Below are 16,239 nucleotides of genomic sequence, written 5' to 3' on the forward strand. Positions count from 1 at the left end.
CGTGTAGCCTACGCCGCGATGAAACGAGGCCTCCTCGCCGCCCTGGGCGCGGCCGTCACGCTCGTCGCCAGCTCTCACGCCCGTGCTCAGGGCGTGGGCGAGACGTGCGCGGCCTCGTACGAGCAAGCGCAGCAGCTCGTCCGTGACCGGGCGTTGCTGCGCGCGCGGGCCGAGCTCCACGTCTGCGTGAGCTCATGCCCGGCGACGCTCGCCCGCGATTGCCAACGCTGGAGTGAGCAGGTCGAGCGCGACGTGCCCAGCGTCGCGCTGTCGGCCACGTCCGCGGACGGCGGCGCGCCGGGCCGGGTCAGGGTGCTCCTCGACGGCGCGCCGCTGGTCGACGCGCTCCCGAAGGATCCGATCGAGCTCGATCCCGGGCGCCACACGCTGACGTTCGAGGACGCGGCGGGGACGCGGGTCGTCACGGTGGTCACGGTGCCGCCGGGCGACAAGGCGCTGCCGATCGCGGTGCGCTTCCCTGCGCCGGCGCCGTCGCGCCCCGCGGGCGGCGCCGACGCGCCGCCCGTGCGGCAGCGCTGGCCGCTCGTGCTCGCCGGCGCCGGCGTGGTGGGGCTCGGTGTGGGCGCGTTCCTCGGCATCAAGGGGCACCTCGACCGGAGCGAGCTCCGCAGGCGGTGCGCGCCCGGCTGCCCGGCGGAGGACGTCGAGGCGATCGATCTCACGTGGAAGGCAGGCGCGATCTCCGCGGGCGTGGGGTTCCTCGCGGCCGGCCTGGGCGCGGTGCTCTATTTCCAGCTCGATCCCGTCGCGCCCGCCGCGCCGGTCGCGAGCTTCTCGTTCTCGCCGGGCGGCCCCGGGCTCTCGCTCCGCGGCGTGTTCTGAGCGCACGCACGAAGCCTGTCACCCTGCTGCTTGCGGTCTCCTCCTGCGCAGCGCCGGCGACCCTCCTGCGCAACCTCGGCCTCCTCCTGCGCAGCGCCGGCGACCCTCCTGCGCAGCCTCGGCCCCCTCCTGAGCGCTCCGTGGAGTGTCCTGAATTACAATCGCGCGGCTCCTGCGCAGCGCCGGCGACCGTCCTGCGCAGCGCCAGCGGTCCTCCTGAGCCGCCTCGGCGCCCTCCCGTGCAGCGCCAGCGGCCCTCCTGAGCAGCCTAGGCGCCCTCCTGCGCGCCCATGTTGGTGTGCTTTGCAACACTTTCCCCCATCCTGTGCGTCAAGTGGCGGCTCTCACGCCAGGATGTTCGAGTGCAGGAGATCGCGGCGGAGATCGCGCGGCGCAGAAGCCCGCGGTTCGCTGCCTCTCCGCGAGCATCTCCGAGGATGAAGCTTACCGAAACTCCTTCGAGGCGAACGAACCGTTGCCATTCTCCAACAATCCCGAGCACGAGCCGCTCGTCGCCGAGCTCGACGCCGTCGCGCGCGAGGTGGGTCTTCTTGGAGGTGCGCCGTGACGAGCCCCGAGCGTTCGGGCAGTGATGGAGTACGGGCAGCGCGAGCGCTGCTCAGCCTGGTCGAAGAGCACTCCGCGGACGATTTTCAGGCCGCCGAAGCGATCCTCGGTGGACAGCAGGAGCTGGCGCAAGTCCTCCAGCTACTCCGGAATTTCAAGCGGCAGCAGAGCCCCGAGGACCAGGAGCCCATTTCGATGGAGCGGCTGCGTGAGATCGTCAAGGACGAGCTTGTCGCGCTGGCCCGCGACAATGTCGATGTCGAGCGGGCGCTCCGTGAACGGTTCGACCAATATACAACGGCGTCGCCGAGCTCGACGCTTGAAGATGCCATGGCGCGCGCCACTCGTCGGATAGATAAACAACTTGTTGCTCCTGCCGAAAAAGTATCGAGGTTTCTGAAGATGCTCAGGTTCGCGTCCGAACATGCGGGACAGGCACATCGAGCAAGGATCGAGTCGCTTCTCCGCAACCTCGCGATCTCGGCAATCGACGAGAATGTGATCGTACTGCCGACGCTGCACTCCATCGCGCAGCTCCGGACCGTGTGGTCGCCAAATCCGCTGCCCTACAAGGCTCAAGAATCGCGCCGGCACCTCGCAGAGAGACTCTTCAAGGATGCAGAGCGCCTGACGCCGGACACGATCGAGGACATCACGACCCGCTTGCTGGCCGAAGGGCTGCGCAGTCCTGCCGACCGTGCGATCGCGGAGACACGCCGTATCAACACAAAGAAGGCCCATGGCGAGTAGGCGACAGCGCCGCGACTCGCCCCGCGAGAGGCTGCTCGCGGAGGTCGGCCGGCAGGTCGAGCGCCGGCTCGGAGGCTCCGGATCGGAGCTCGCGGCCTCCCAGCAGACGCTCGCCTACATGAACTGGCTCGCGTGGCACTGCAGCGCCTTTGCGACGGTCCCGGCGTTCTTGAACGCGGCGCGCGCGGACATCGTCGCCATCTTGCATGCAGGGGCGCTCGGGGTGGAGCGCACCGCCCATGTCCACGCCCGGAGCCTCCTGGAGAACCTCGTCCGGCACTGCTACTTCGACTCGCGCCCCTCCCTGTTCGTCGCGCGTACCGTCCTCCCCGAGGAGGACGTGAGAGACGTCTGGACCGACCTGCTCAAGGAGATCCAGCGCCTTCCACACTTCCAGCCTGCGCTCGGCGACACCGGCGAAAAGTGCTTTCTGTTCTCCGAGATCGTGCACGCCTACCAGCGGTCGAGCCGCTTCGTACACGGCTCCACCGCGCGTTATCGGAGCCTCTACCGGGACATCCGTTCGATCGACCTCGATGCGGAGCGTGCCCGGGACCTCGATGTCTCCCTCCGGCGACTCGGCGAGGCCTGCCTGCTCCTCCTGGCGCTGTATCACCTCGGGCCTTACCTGCTCATCTCCCAGCCCATCCGGCGTTACATGTTGCGTGACGCCATGGGCCCCGACGGGCGCGCCCGCTTTCTGCGCTGCATGGAGTCCGTTCCCGTGACCTGGGCGCAGCACCAACGCACTGCGGCGCTCCGCACGTGGCGGGAGCGGAAGCGCAAGCCTTTTCCGACGAGAGACGGCTTGCTGCTCGACCGGAAGGGGCTCGCTCTGGTGGTGAATCCCAGAGCATCAACCAAGTCGTAGGCTTCCGCTCTCGGTTCCCGATGCCGCGAACGCCGCGCCACGCGCCTTGAGCGCCGCGCGCCCCGTCAGCCCTTGCTGCGGATGCCGTAGCGCTCCATCAGCCGGTGGACGAGCTGCCGGGAGACGCCCATCGACGCGGCGGCCCGCGCCACGTTGCCGCCGCTCTCCCGGAGCTTCATCGCGATGTACGTGCGCTCGAACTGCTCGACGACCATGTCGCGCGCCTCGCGGAGCGGCAGCGCGACGAACTGGCCGACGCCCATGTCGGCGGGCCGCGGCGCCACCTTGACGATCGCCTCCTCGGCGAGGTGCGGGAACAGCATGAGCCGCGCGACGGTGTTGCGGAGCTCGCGCACGTTGCCCGGCCAGTGGTGCCCGCGGAGCAGCTCCAGCGCGTTCGGCGGCAGATCGGCGAGCGAGCGCGGCGGCGCCTGCGCCGCGAGGAAGCGCTCGACGAGCAGCGGGATGTCCTCCTTGCGCTCGCGCAGCGGGGGCACGACGGTCTCGACGACGGCGAGCCGGTAGTAGAGATCCTCGCGGAACGCGCCCGACGCGACGCGGCCCTGGAGATCGCGGTGCGTGGCGGCGACGACGCGGGCGTCGAACGACGTGTACGCGGCGGCGCCGATGCGGCGCACCTGGCGGGCCTCGAGCGCGCGCAGGAGCTTCGGCTGGAGATCGAGCGGGAGCTCGCCGATCTCGTCGAGGAAGAGCGTGCCGCCGCTCGCCTCCTCGAGCAGGCCGGCGCGCGCGCTCTGGGCGCCCGTGAACGCGCCCTTCGTGTAGCCGAAGAGCTCGGCCTCGATGAGGTTCGGGGCGACGGCGCTGCAGTCGAACACGACGAAGGGGCCGCCGCTGCGCGGGCTCGCCGCGTGGATGGCCCGGGCGAGGACCTCCTTGCCGGTGCCGGACTCGCCGAGCAGGAGGATCGTCTCCGAGGTGGCCGCTGCGCGCTCGAGGCGCGCGAAGAGCGCGCGCATGGGGACGCTGCCGCCGAGGGCCTCGCCGAAGCTGGCCGTGGTGGAGAGCGGGACCACGACAGGGGCGCCGCCGACGCGCACGGTGAGGGGAACGCCGCCCAGGGACGCGATGGCGCCCGGGGTGAGGAAGCCCTCGACGATCAGGACGTCGTTGATGAACGTGCCGTTCTTGCTGCCGAGGTCGGTGAGGACGACCCCGCGCGGCGAGAACCGGAGCTGGCAGTGGCGGCGTGAGACGCGGGAGTCGGGGATGATGACGTCGCACTCGCCGCTCGTCCCGAGCACGAGCGGCGCGACGCCGAGGGCGGCCTCGATCGGCGGGCTCTTCTGCGGGGTGACGAGGATGCGCAGGTCCGGGAGCTCGACCGCGTCGCTTCGGAGGGTCGTGATCGTCCGGGTGGGGTCGTGCATCGATCGCGCGGGAGGGGGACGGGGCAGCATCTCCGAATTTCCGGTGGATTTCCAGCCCGCGGTGCGTCCGGGGCGCTGGGCGCACGCCGCCAGGATATCCTCACGAGGTGCTCGAGTTCACGCAGTCCGAGGCCAAGATCCTGTCCCAGTGCGTCACCCGATTCACCGATGCGTTCCGCCGCGACGTGGCGGACGTGATCCGGCAGGAGTTCCGCGGCTACGAGCCGCCGGAGGTGACGGAGCTGATCGGACAGCTGAGCCTCCTCGGGCGGCAGCTCGAGCTGCGCCCGCCGCACGCGCAGATCCACGACACGCAGGGCCCGCTGCTCAAGCGCATCCTGATCGATCTCCGGCGCGACAGCGCCACGGCGATCGAGGAGCCGCTGCAGAAGGCCGTGAACGCCGAGACGATCCGGCACCTCCGGCGCGAGGTCCACGGGCTGGAGCAGCTGATGGCCGCGCCCTGGTTCGCGGCCACGCGCGCGCTCAAGGTGCCGCAGCTCACCGACTACATGTCGATCCGGCACGCCGAGGCCGTGATGCCGGAGGCGCCGCCGCTGCGCCCGCGCGAGTACGACGAGAAGTTCCACATCCTCGAGGCGCCCGGGCTCTTCCTGCCCGATCTGGCGCACTACCGGGCGCGCTGCGCGCTGCGCGGCGCCTCGATCGCCGTGGCGTTCATCGACATCGACGACTTCAAGGCGTTCAACGTCCAGCACACCGAGACAGCGGTCGATCTCCACGTGCTCCCGCCGCTCATGGAGAGCATCGAGGCGCACGTCTTCGCGCACGGGCACGCGTACCGGTTCGGCGGCGACGAGTACATGATCACGCTGCCCAACGCGACGCGCGCGTGGGCGGTGGACTTCCTGCGCGCGCTCCAGGAGCGGCTCGCCCGCCGCCGCTACCGCCGCGTCGAGCGGTCGCCGACGATCTCGGCCGGGCTGTGCGTCGCCGACGTCGATTGCTTCCTGACCGATCGCGAGATCCAGGGGCGCGCCAACCTCGCGAAGAACCACGCGAAGGCGACGGAGAAGGGCCGCGTCGCCACGTACGACGGGGAGCTGTTCCGCCCCGAGGATCTGGTGCTCGCGTGAGGCCGGACGGCGGGATCGCGGCGGGCGAGGCGCGCGCCGGCGGCGACGCGCCGCCGGAGGCCCCGGACGGCCTGGTCCTGCCCGAGCCGCTGTGGGGCGCGCTGCGCGCGGCCTACGGTGAGCCCGGGCGCGCGTACCACGACCTGGCGCACGTGGGCGAGGTGCTCCGCCGGGTGGGCGAGGTCGCCCGCGACGTCGGCTGGCGGAGGCCGCGGGAGGTGTTCCTGGCCGCGCTCTTCCACGACGCCGTGTACGTGCCCGGCCGCCACGACAACGAGGCGCGCAGCGCGGAGCTCGCGCGCGAGGCGGTGGCGCGCTGGCTGCCCGGCGAGGGGCTCGACGAGGGCCTCATCGAGCGGCTCATCCTGCTCACGGCGCGCCACGGGGCCCTCGAGCCGGCGGACGTCGGCGAGGAGGAGGCCCTCTTCCTCGATTGCGACATGGCCATCCTGGGCAGCGACGCGGCGGCGTTCGACGCGTACGACCGGGCGATCGCCGCGGAGTACAGCGCCGTGCCGCCCGAGCTCTACGCCGCAGGCCGGCGGCGCTTCTTCGAGAAGCTGCTCGCGGCGGAGCGGATCTTCCTCTCGCCGTACTTCCACGCGCGCCTCGAGGCGCGCGCGCGCGACAACCTGCGCCGGAAGCTCGACGCGGGCGCGTAGCGACGCCGGCGCGCGCTGCCCCTCGCGCGATCACCAGCTCTTCACGTCGCTCTTGCTCACGCGGCACGTGGCGGTGTCCCACTGGCTCGCGCCGCCGTGAAGCTTCTCGGACTCGCCCATGTGATCGGTGACGGCCCTGTACTCCTGGCAGATCTTCGGCTTGTCGTCGCCCGCGTCGTAGCCCCCTTTGACGTACAGGTTCGTGATCGTGACCGTGTCCCCGTAGTTCTGGTTCGCGCCGGCGACCGTCGTCTTCACCCGGTCCACCCTGACGTTGTCGATGATCAGGTGCCGCGGGCCGCCGTTCGCGGTGCAGTCGCCGCACGAGCGCCAGAGCTTCCCGAAGTCGGCGATGTACGAGTTCGTGACGATCGTCGTGGAGCCGCCCTTGGCGTTGTGCTGGAAGATCTTGTCGGCCGAGCGGAGGGCGATGGAGCTGTTGATGTGCATCGTCGCCCCGTCGGCGCTGTTGGTCGCCGCGTCCTCGCAGACGTCCTCCCAGTAGACGTGATCGAGCGTGCAGTCGCCCTTGCACACGATGCCGTTGCCGCCGGGGAGGCCGCCGGCGATGATGAGGTTCTTCACGGTGACGCCGTCCTCGACCTCGAACACGGTCTTCTGGCCCTCGCCGTCGTCGCAGTCCGCCGTGTTGTTCACGCCGATCTTCTGGTTGTTGAAGTCGTAGACGTCCTGCCCGCCGTGGGCGGCGTTCTTGAGCACCGTCGTCTGGGTCCTGATCTCGCCGTTGCCGTTCGTGGGCGTCGGGATCGCCATCGGGATCTCGTCGCCGAGCGGCTCCTCTCCGCCCGTGCCGCTGCTCGTGGTGCTCGCGGCCGTGGTGCTGGAGCTGCTCGTGGTGCTCGCGGCCGTGGTGCTGGAGCTGCTCGTGGTGCTGGAGCTGCTCGTGGTCGCGCCGCTCGTGGTGCTCGCGGCGGTGCTGCCGCCGCCGGCGCCGCCTGTGGTGCTGGTGCTCCCGCCGGTCGCGGCGGTGCTGCTGCTCGAGCTGCTGCCTCCCTGGCCGTCGTCCGGGGTCGCCGCGTCGTCTGAACAGCCGAGCTGGATGGCTCCGGCGGCGCCGATCACGAGCAGCAAAGTGAAAGCTGACTGCATTCCAAATCTCATGTCGCTACCTCTCGTTCTGGAATCATGATGGGCGGCCCGGCGGTGGGCGGCCGCCGAACCGGGCCGGCGCTGCGCCTCCGCCGCGAGCTAGGCAACGACAATGCCACTTGCCTGGAATCGCCTACCGGTGGTTCACGGTGTGCCCGGGAGCCCGCGCAGCGCTCGTGGCGTGGGCATCCTCATGGCGGCGCGCCGTAGCGCCGCGATGTCAACCACGGGTTGACATGCTTGACGGCAAGGATGACTCCCGTCTGCAGTATCTCCCCTCGATTTTTCGAGAAGATTCACAGGGAGGCGCGGGGGCTCCGGCGCTCAGCCCTTCCAGCCGGGCGGCGGCTTGGCGAAGCCGGTCTCGGCGGGGAAGGGGCTGGCGGTCTCGCGCTGGTGCAGCCCGTCCACGTCGATGCCGAGCGCCCTCAGCCCGTCGCGCTGCTCGTAGCGGATCACCAGCACGGCGGCGGGCTTGGGGGTCGCCCGGGTGAACTGCGTCGACGTGATGCGGGACTCGCGCCGCTCGCCGAAGGTCGTGCCCAGCCCCTTCGGCGCCGCGGGGGCCGGCGCGGCGCCCGGCGCGGGGGCTGGCGGCGGCACAGCGGGCGCGGGCGCGGGCGGTCCATACCCCGGAGCCGGCGGGGGCAATCCGCCGCCCTGCGGCCCGCCGAACGCCGGCGGGGGCGGCGCGAAGGGAGGCGGGGGCGGCGGCGGCGGCGGCGCGAGCTCCTCGAACACCGCCAGGCCGATGACACCCACGTTGCGGGGCTTGCCGATCTGCGCGGCGTACGACTGCTCGATGCTCCCGAACCGGAACGTCGCGACCTCGGTGTGGCTGATGCGGAACCCGGTGAAATCGAACGACTCGTGCGCCCTGATCACCATGCCGCGGGCGTCGAACGACGCGTCCTCGCCGCTCTGCACGTCGAGGCCGTCGACCGTGGGCACCACCTCGACGCGCGCGCCCGTCAGGTTCCGCACGCGCAGCGCATAACGCTGGCCAGACCGCCCCTCGACATAGGTCGACTCTCGGTGGACGTACTCCCGCGTCGGCGTGAGCGCGCCGCCCTCCTCGACGAGCAGCTCCACCTCGACGATCCCCTTCAGGTCTCGCATCTCGATGCCCCTCTCCCTGAGCCGTCGCGCGCCCTCGCGCGGCGGCGAGCGTCCAGACACTACGTGAACCCGCTCGGCGCCGGCGTGTCAAGACGCCGGCCGGGCGCGGGCTTCGCTGCCCGCTCGCTTCCCCATACCGCCCGCCCGCGGCTCGCGCTATCAACGCACCGGCGTGAGGCGCGGGCGACGCCCACCTCCCGCCGTTTTCGCATGGTCGCCGCATGATCGCCGTGGTCGCAGAGAAGCCCGCCGTCGCCCGTGACATCGCCGCGGTGCTCGGGGCCTCGAAGCGCGCCGAGGGCTTTCTCGAGGGCGGCGGCTACGTCGTCACGTGGGCGATCGGGCACCTCGTCGCCATCGCCGAGCCGCACCAGATCGACCCCGCCTGGAAGCGCTGGCGCCTCGACCTCCTCCCGATGCTGCCCGGGCAGTTTCCGCTCGTCGTCCTCCCCGGGACGCGGGCCCAGTTCGAGATCGTCCGGAAGGTCCTGGGCCGGCGCGACGTCGAGCGCGTCGTCTGCGCCACGGACGCCGGCCGCGAGGGCGAGCTCATCTTCCGGTACATCTACGAGGCGGCCGGGTGCAAGAAGCCGGTCGAGCGGCTCTGGATCTCATCCCTCACGCCCGACGCCATCCGTGACGGGCTCCGCCGGCTGCGGGACGCGCGCGGCTACGACGGCCTCGCCGACGCGGCGCGCGGGCGCAGCCGGGCGGACTGGCTCGTCGGCATGAACCTCTCGCGCGCCTACAGCCTGGTCTTCGACCAGGATCTCTCGGTCGGCCGCGTGCAGACGCCGACGCTCTCCATGGTCGTCGAGCGCGAGCTCGCGATCCGGCGGTTCGTCCCCGAGCCGTACCTCGAGGTCGTCGCGACCTTCTGCCCGCTCCGGGAGGACGGCTCGGGCGCGGCCGACGAGTCCTACAAGGGCACGTATTTCAACGACAAACCGCTCCCGGGCCAGCCGCCGGGCGCCGGCGAGGGGCCGCATGCCGGCGAGCGGCCCCTCGCCGGCGAGCGGCCGAACGCCGGCGAGCGGCCCGAGACCGCGCCGTCGCGGAGGCGCCTGCCGCCGGACGGCGAGGAGGCGCGGCGCATCATCGAGCGGGCCCGGCGCGGCGAGGCGCGCATCGAGGCGGTCCGGTCGGAGTCTCGCCGCCTCCCACCGCCGCTGCTCTACGACCTGACCGAGCTCCAGCGGCACGCCAACCGCCTTTACGGCTTCTCTGCGCAGAAGACGCTGGAGGTGGCCCAGGCGCTGTACGAGCGCAGGAAGCTCATCAGCTATCCGCGCACCGACAGCCGGCACCTCTCGACGGAGGTCGCGGCCACGCTCGCCGCCGCGGTGCAGGCGATCGAGGGCTCGTACCGTGGGATGCTCGCGCCGGGGACGGGGGCCCGGCCGCTCGGCAAGCGCTTCGTCGACGACGGCAAGGTCGGGGATCACCACGCCATCATCCCCACGGGGGCTCGGTCCTCGCGCGCGGAGCTCTCGGCCGACGAGCAGAAGATCTTCGATCTCATCTGCCGGCGCCTCCTCTCGGCGTGGCACGAGGATCACGTCACCTCGATCACCACCGTCATCACCGCGATCACCACGCGCGGCGGCGCGGGCGCGCGCGGCGGCGAGCCGATCGTGGACCGCTACCACAGCGCGGGCAGCGTCGTGGAGAAGGTCGGGTGGAAGGTGCTCGACATCGGCTTCGGCAAGCCGCCTGCGAGGCCGCGCAGGAAGGGCGAATCGGACGGCGATGGGCCCGATGCGCGCGATGCGCGCGACGGGGAGGGCGAGCGCGAGACCGCGGATCAGCGGCTCCCGCCGGGCCTCGCGAGGGGGCAGGTGCAGCTCGTGCTCGACGCGGAGGCGCAGGCCAAGAAGACGCGTCCGCCGCCGCGCTTCACCGAGGCCACGCTGCTCACCGCCATGGAGACCGCGGGCAGCAGCCTCGAAGAGAAGGAGCTCTCCGCGGCGATGAAGGACTCGGGCCTCGGCACGCCGGCAACGCGGGCCGCGATCATCGAGACGCTCCTCCGGCGCGAGTACATCGTGCGCAAGGGCAAGCTGCTGCACGCGACCGACAAGGGCGTCGGGCTGATCGAGGTCGTCCACGCCGACGTGAAGAGCCCCGCGATGACGGGCGCCTGGGAGGCGAAGCTCGCCCGCATGGCCCGGGGCGGGGGCGATCTGCCGTCGTTCATGGCGGGCATCGAGTCGTACGTGCGCCAGGTGGTGGCGGAGGTGAGCGCGGGGCGGCGCGCGGCCGGGGACGGTGCGCTCTCCCCGGAGGCCGGGGCGTCGCCGTTTCAGGAGCGCGGCGAGGCGCGGTCGCGCGCGAAGGGGGATCGCGCCGCGGCCGCGGCCGCCGCGCCGGGGACCGGTCGAGGCCGCGAGGCGACGCGTCGCCGCGCTCCGGGCAGCAGCGCGGGCGCCGGGCCTGACGACGCATCACCTGGCACGCTGCAGGCGGTCGCGGCGGCGGCTGCAGCATCGCCGCCGGCTCGGGCGCGGTCACGTGCGGCGGCGCCGTCGCCAGCGCGACCTGCGGCGACGGCGCGACGCGTGGCGGTAGCGCCGTCGACTGCGCGGCCTGTGGCAGCGACGTCACCACCGGCGCGATCCGCGGCCGTAGCGCCGTCGCCCGCGCGACCCGCGGCGGTAGCGCCGTCGCCCGCGCGTGCGGCGGCCGTCGGGTCCTCTCCGGCGCGTGGGGCGGGCACGGCGTCCTCGTCGGCGGTCGCCTCGTCTCCAGCGCGCCGGCCGGAGGATCTCGTCGAGCTGCTCCACCAGTGCTTCGGCTTCAGCGCGTTCCGCCCCTACCAGGAGGCCGTCTGCCGGACGGCGGCCGCGGGGAGCGACGTGCTGCTCGTCATGCCCACCGGCGCCGGCAAATCGCTCTGTTACCAGCTCCCCGGCATCGCCCGAGGCGGCACGACGCTCGTCGTGAGCCCGCTCATCGCGCTCATGGAGGATCAGGCCTCGAAGCTCCGGGCGTGTGGCTTCGCCGCCGAGCGGATCCACTCCGGCCGGAGCCGGGCCGAGTCGCGGAAGGCCTGCATCGATTACCTCGAAGGCGCGCTCGACTTCCTCTTCATCGCCCCCGAGCGGCTCCGCGTGCCCGGGTTCCCCGAGCTGCTCGCCCGCCGGAAGCCCGTGCTCGTCGCCGTCGACGAGGCCCATTGCATCTCGAAATGGGGCCACGACTTCCGCCCTGATTACCGGATGCTCGGTCAGCGCCTCCCGGCGCTCCGGCCGGCGCCGGTCATCGCGCTGACCGCCACCGCCACGCCGGTCGTGCAGGACGATATCGTCGAGCAGCTCGGCCTCGCGTCCGCGGCGCGGTTCATTCACGGCTTCAGGCGGAGCAACCTGGGTATCGAGATCCTCGAGGTCAGCCCGGGGGAGCGCCTCGCCCGGGTGCGCGCGCTGCTCGGGAAGGAGGGCCGGACGCCGGCCATCGTCTACGCCGGGACGCGGAAGGACGCCGAGGCGCTCGCCGCCGGCCTCTCGGAGGATCTCCCGGCCGAGGCGTACCACGCGGGCCTCGCCGCCCCGGTGCGCGACCGGATCCAAGCGGCCTTTCTGGACGGCAGCACCGAGATCATCGTCGCCACGATCGCCTTCGGCATGGGCATCGACAAGCCCGATGTCCGCACGGTCGTCCACGCCGGGCTGCCCGGGAGCGTCGAGGGGTATTACCAGGAGATCGGCCGGGCCGGCCGCGACGGGCTCCCCTCGCGGGCCGTGCTGATGCACTCGTATGTCGACCGGCGAATGCACGAGTTCTTCCACGAGCGCGACTACCCTGATCCGGCGATGCTCCAGCGCATCGAAGAGGTCCTGTCGGAAGAGCCGCGCCCGAAGGAGGCGATCCTGGGCGATCTCGGCGTCGAGCCCGAGGTGGCGGACAAGGCCCTCGAGAAGCTCTGGATCCACGGCGGCGCGCGCGTGGATCCGGACGGGGGCATCGCCCTGGGCGAGCCGGGGTGGCGCGGGCCCTACGAGGCGCAGCGGCGCCACAAGCTCGCCGAGCTCGTGCAGATGGCGCGGTTCACCGAGGGCCACGGCTGCCGCATGCTCCACCTGGTCCGCCATTTCGGCGACCAGGAGGACACGGGCGAGCCCTGCGGCCTCTGCGACGTCTGCGCGCCGGCCGCCTGCGCCGCGCGGGAGTTCCGGGCGCCGAGCCGCGGCGAGGCGCAGGCGATCGCGAAGATCCTGGCGGCGCTCCGCGAGAGCGAGCAGCCGACGGGCCGGCTCTACCGCGAGGCGTTCGCCGACGGGTCGCTCGAGCGGCGCGACTTCGAGCACCTCCTCGGCGGGCTCGTGCGGGCGGGCCTCGTCTGCGTGCGCGAGGACTCGTTCGAGAAGGCGGGCGAGCTCATCACGTACCAGCGCGCGTCGCTCACGTCGCGCGGCCTCGTCGGCGGGCCGCGCGGCGCGAGCGACGTCGTGGGCGATGTGCCGCTCGCGAAGCTCCCGCCGAAGGTGAAGAAGCGGCAGAGCGAGAAGTCCTCGGACGCGCGAAGGGCGTTCTTCGCCCGCAAGGCGCAGCGGAAGAAGGGCCGAGCGCGCTGAGCGGCGCGCGGGCGGCGCTCAGCGGAAGATGCCGAAGTGGCCGAGCGCCCACCAGAGCAGGACGAAGATGAGGAGGGTGCTGAAGCACCCGCCGCCGAGCTTCTTCGCGCCGTAACCCGCCGCGATCCCACGCAGAATCTTGCTCATCGAATGACCTCCGGCCCCGTGTCGGGGTGCTCGGTGAGCAAAGCAACGGAGGTGCCACCTCGAGGGGGGCGGATTCTCGGGCTGGAGGGCGAGGACCTCGCTCGCTAGGCGTCGGGGGGACGACAGCGCCCGCGTCACAGTGGGGCGTTTCGCTACGCCGGAGGCTCGGGGCCGCCGGCGCTACGCTGAGGCCAGGCAGCCGGGGCGACGGCGGCCCTATCGGCCGAGCTTGCCGACGATGAGGTGTTGGCGGTCGTTGTCTCCAAGGCCCGGGATGGGACCCGCGCCCCAGTCCGCGGCGCTTTCTCTCGTCCAGCCCGCAACGAGCGTCTCGCCGTCCGGCGTGACGGCGACGGCGTAACCGACGGTGTCCTTGCCCAAGAGGCGTTTCCATACGAGCTCCGCGTCGGGGCCGATCTTGGCGACGAAGCCGGAGCGATCCTCCAGCGCGAGCGGGCCGGTGCCGAAGTCGATCTGGCCCGTGGCGCTCCCGACGATGACGGCGTTGCCGAAGGGATCCATCGCGATGCCGCGGGCCCACTGGTCCTCTGCACCACCGAAGGTACGTACCCATCCCGCCGCACCGTTGGCCTCGAACTGCACCACGAAGACGTCTTGGCCGATCGACGTTATCGTCGATGAACCTATCTTCACATCGCCGTTGTGATACCCAGCCACCACGGGCCTTCCCATGGGATCCACGGTGATGCCCATGACATCTACGCTTGCCTGGAGCGGCTCGAGCGCGTATATCCTCCTGAGCCAGTCCGGCGCTCCGGACGGCGTCGTCTTCATGACGAAGCTGCCTTTATCAATCGTGAACCGATCGAGATCAGCGGTTTCGAGCGTCGACCCGGCGATGAAGATATTGTTCGAGCGGTCGACCGCGATGTCGATGATGCGCATGGTCGCGTTATCGCCAACGAACGTGCGCGCCCAGCAGCCCGGCGCGGTCACGAGCCCTGTGGCACCGTCGAGCTTGGCCACGAAGACGTCCGAGTCGTCGCCGGGCTGGATCGGCCCGCCGCCCAGCTCGATCGGCTGACCGAACGTCCCCGCGACGATGATGCGATCGTTTGCGTCGATCGCGACGGCGTGGATTCCACCACCTGGAAGGCCCTTGCTCCAGACTGGTTTACCCGATGCATCGAGCTTCGCGATAAAGGTTCCCGCCGGAAGCTGGCCATCGCCGAAATCGATGCCGCGGCTGCTGGTGCCAACCAGGATCGGGTTGCCCTTGGAGTCGACGACGAGCGCGCCCGGCTCGTCCGTCAAGTAGTCGCCGAAGTTCTTGGCCCACAGGGGCTCTCCCGCCGGGTTCAGCTTGAGGAGCAGCACATCCGTGGTGCTGGAGGAAGAGAGTGTATCGTCGCCGATCGTGATGGTGTTTATGAACGCGCCGCTGGCGAACACGTTCCCTTCGGCATCACCTGCGATGTCCATCAGGTAGATGTCGCCCGTCTGCTTGTAGGCGGTCGTCCAGACGACGCACTCCAGGCCGTCGCAGTTCTCGTCGTCCGCCGCGTCGCAGCGCTCCACCCCGGGCACGACCTCTCCCTCGCATGCGCCCCAGGTCCCATCGGCGTCACAGGTGCGCATCCCTCCCCGGCACACCCCTTTGTTCCGGGTGATCGGTGGCCCCCCGTAGCACGCCTCCGACGTGTCCGGTGTGCAGGCCGTGGGCTCACCGTCGTCCCCAGCGCCCCCAGCACTGCCGGCGCCTCCCGCACCTCCAGCGCCCGCGCTGTCCGTCGACTGATCGACGAACGCATCGAGGCCGAGCAGCGCCGCGCACCCGCTGGCGCACACGGTCAGGCCGACGACGGAACCAAGGACAACCGCTTGTGCTTGCATGAGACGTTCTTCTCGCTCGAGCGCTCCTGCGGACGCGGCCGCGCGGGCGCCGGAACAGAGGCTATCACACCGACAGAGCCGCCGGCGCCGCATCCCCGGATCGAGCGCCACGCAGCGCGGCGCGCGCTCTCTCGTTAGCCTCGAACGCCTCGCGTCGGGGCGCCGTAGCCGAGGACCGAGAGCCCGATCCGCGATGAGAGCCGGCGAATGGCCGCGCGAGGGAGGAAGCGGGAGAGCTGGGCCGTCGCCTTGCTCAGCGCGCTCGGGACGGCGACCACGTCGCCTCGATCCGCTGCCGCGATGCCGTAGGCCGCGCAGTCCTCGGCGGTGAGCTCGAACGGCATCTTCCTGCGCGGCACGCCGGGCGCGCCCGCGTCGAAGATCTCGGTGGTCACCGGCCCCGGGCACAGGGCGGTCACCGTGACGCCGGTCCCGTCGAGCTCGACGGCCAGGCTTTCGGACAGCGAGAGCACGAACGCCTTGGTGGCTCCGTACACCGCATGTCCCGGGGTCGGCTGGAACGCGGCGAGCGACGCGACGTTGAGCACGCGCCCTCCGCCGCGGGCCACCAGGTCGGGGACGACCGCCGCGCAGAGCGCGACGACGCTCTCGCAGTTGAGCCGCACCAGCATCGCCTGCGCCGCGGGATCGCCGTCCAGAAGGGGCCCGAACCGCGTCGTTCCCGCGTTGTTGACGAGCCAGGCCGCGCCGCCCAGCTCGCGCGCCCGATCCCGCACGCGGAGGGCAGCGCCCTCGCTGGTGATATCGAGCTCCAGAGGGTGGATGGGCGCGTGCCCGGCGGCGCTCGCCCTTGCGGAGAGCTCCTCCAGACGGTACGCCCGCCTGCCGATGGCGAGCACCGGCTGCCCGCGCGCCGCGAGCTGCCGCGCGATCTCCGCGCCGATGCCGGACGAGGCGCCTGTGACGATACCGAGGCCCGAGGTCGTGGTCATGGAGCGAGCCTTTTATGCCGCTTCGTCCAGGATCGCGAGCGGGGCGTGCCCCTTGATCTGCGGGGGCCCCGGTCAGCAATCTTTCCGTGCGAACTTGCCGCAACGCGGCAGAATCGCGTGAGGGCCTCGGGCGCGTCATCGGCTCTGGGGAGCCGAAGGTCGCGCGTCGGTGTCGACCTCGTGCCGCTCCCGTCACCAGGCCATCCGCTCCAGGCGTGTGCGGCCGATCGCCCCTGCGGTTTGCCAGCCGTCCCGCGCGCATGACAGCATCGGACCATCGGGCGGTAGGGGTGGTAGAGGA

At 71.6% G+C, this 16,239-nt stretch carries 13 protein-coding genes; 7 read left to right on the forward strand and 6 right to left on the reverse strand.

The window, feature by feature from the left end; translation table 11 throughout:
- Positions 1-18: 18 nt before the first annotated feature.
- The 3 genes from WMF44_RS18625 (at position 19) to WMF44_RS18635 (ending at position 3,031) form a co-directional block, all read left to right on the forward strand.
- Complete coding sequence (locus WMF44_RS18625; RefSeq protein WP_437300463.1) at positions 19-843, forward strand: hypothetical protein; 825 nt, start codon at positions 19-21, stop codon at positions 841-843.
- A 564-nt stretch (positions 844-1,407) separates the two neighbouring features.
- Entirely contained in the window at positions 1,408-2,160 is a 753-nt protein-coding gene (locus WMF44_RS18630; protein WP_437300464.1) for a hypothetical protein, read from the forward strand.
- Positions 2,150-3,031, forward strand: a complete 882-nt coding sequence (locus tag WMF44_RS18635; protein WP_437300465.1) for a hypothetical protein — start codon at positions 2,150-2,152, stop codon at positions 3,029-3,031. The genes WMF44_RS18630 and WMF44_RS18635 overlap by 11 nt, the downstream gene beginning before the upstream one ends.
- Before the next feature lie 65 nt (positions 3,032-3,096).
- Here the strand turns inward: WMF44_RS18635 and WMF44_RS18640 are convergent, their stop codons facing one another.
- Complete coding sequence (locus WMF44_RS18640) at positions 3,097-4,422, reverse strand: sigma 54-interacting transcriptional regulator (protein ID WP_437300466.1); 1,326 nt, start codon at positions 4,420-4,422, stop codon at positions 3,097-3,099.
- A gap of 107 nt (positions 4,423-4,529) precedes the next feature.
- On the opposite strand from WMF44_RS18640, the gene WMF44_RS18645 reads away from it, so the two are divergent.
- Both WMF44_RS18645 and WMF44_RS18650 read left to right on the forward strand, forming a co-directional pair.
- Positions 4,530-5,519 carry a diguanylate cyclase gene (locus tag WMF44_RS18645; protein WP_437300467.1) on the forward strand — a complete coding sequence of 330 codons (990 nt, stop codon included), beginning with the start codon at positions 4,530-4,532 and terminating at the stop codon, positions 5,517-5,519.
- The gene (locus tag WMF44_RS18650) at positions 5,516-6,181 is read left to right on the forward strand and encodes an HD domain-containing protein (RefSeq protein ID WP_437300468.1); all 666 of its coding nucleotides are present in this window, start codon (positions 5,516-5,518) and stop codon (positions 6,179-6,181) included. Before WMF44_RS18645 ends, WMF44_RS18650 begins: the two co-directional genes overlap by 4 nt.
- Positions 6,182-6,211: 30 nt before the next feature.
- On the opposite strand, the gene WMF44_RS18655 is transcribed toward WMF44_RS18650, so the two are convergent.
- The gene (locus WMF44_RS18655) at positions 6,212-6,955 is read right to left on the reverse strand and encodes a pectate lyase (RefSeq protein ID WP_437300469.1); all 744 of its coding nucleotides are present in this window, start codon (positions 6,953-6,955) and stop codon (positions 6,212-6,214) included.
- On the opposite strand from WMF44_RS18655, the gene WMF44_RS18660 reads away from it, so the two are divergent.
- Complete coding sequence (locus WMF44_RS18660) at positions 6,936-7,331, forward strand: hypothetical protein (protein WP_437300470.1); 396 nt, start codon at positions 6,936-6,938, stop codon at positions 7,329-7,331. The genes WMF44_RS18655 and WMF44_RS18660 overlap by 20 nt on opposite strands.
- A 284-nt stretch (positions 7,332-7,615) precedes the next feature.
- Here WMF44_RS18660 and WMF44_RS18665 read toward each other — a convergent pair whose 3' ends face one another.
- Positions 7,616-8,410, reverse strand: a complete 795-nt coding sequence (locus WMF44_RS18665) for a hypothetical protein (protein ID WP_437300471.1) — start codon at positions 8,408-8,410, stop codon at positions 7,616-7,618.
- A 221-nt stretch (positions 8,411-8,631) separates the two neighbouring features.
- On the opposite strand from WMF44_RS18665, the gene WMF44_RS18670 reads away from it, so the two are divergent.
- Positions 8,632-12,984 carry a DNA topoisomerase 3 gene (locus WMF44_RS18670; RefSeq protein ID WP_437300472.1) on the forward strand — a complete coding sequence of 1,451 codons (4,353 nt, stop codon included), beginning with the start codon at positions 8,632-8,634 and terminating at the stop codon, positions 12,982-12,984.
- Between the two features lie 18 nt (positions 12,985-13,002).
- Here WMF44_RS18670 and WMF44_RS18675 read toward each other — a convergent pair whose 3' ends face one another.
- The 3 genes from WMF44_RS18675 to WMF44_RS18685 form a co-directional block, all read right to left on the reverse strand.
- Positions 13,003-13,131, reverse strand: a complete 129-nt coding sequence (locus WMF44_RS18675) for a hypothetical protein (RefSeq protein WP_044965146.1) — start codon at positions 13,129-13,131, stop codon at positions 13,003-13,005.
- A 216-nt stretch (positions 13,132-13,347) separates the two neighbouring features.
- Positions 13,348-14,679, reverse strand: coding sequence for an SBBP repeat-containing protein (locus WMF44_RS18680; RefSeq protein WP_437300473.1), 1,332 nt, complete (start codon positions 14,677-14,679; stop codon positions 13,348-13,350).
- A gap of 440 nt (positions 14,680-15,119) precedes the next feature.
- The gene (locus WMF44_RS18685) at positions 15,120-15,938 is read right to left on the reverse strand and encodes an SDR family NAD(P)-dependent oxidoreductase (RefSeq protein WP_437300474.1); all 819 of its coding nucleotides are present in this window, start codon (positions 15,936-15,938) and stop codon (positions 15,120-15,122) included.
- Positions 15,939-16,239 lie beyond the last annotated feature (301 nt).

The sequence above is a fragment of the Sorangium sp. So ce426 genome (genome assembly GCF_051475585.1).
GTDB lineage: Bacteria > Myxococcota_A > Polyangia > Polyangiales > Polyangiaceae > Sorangium > Sorangium cellulosum_B.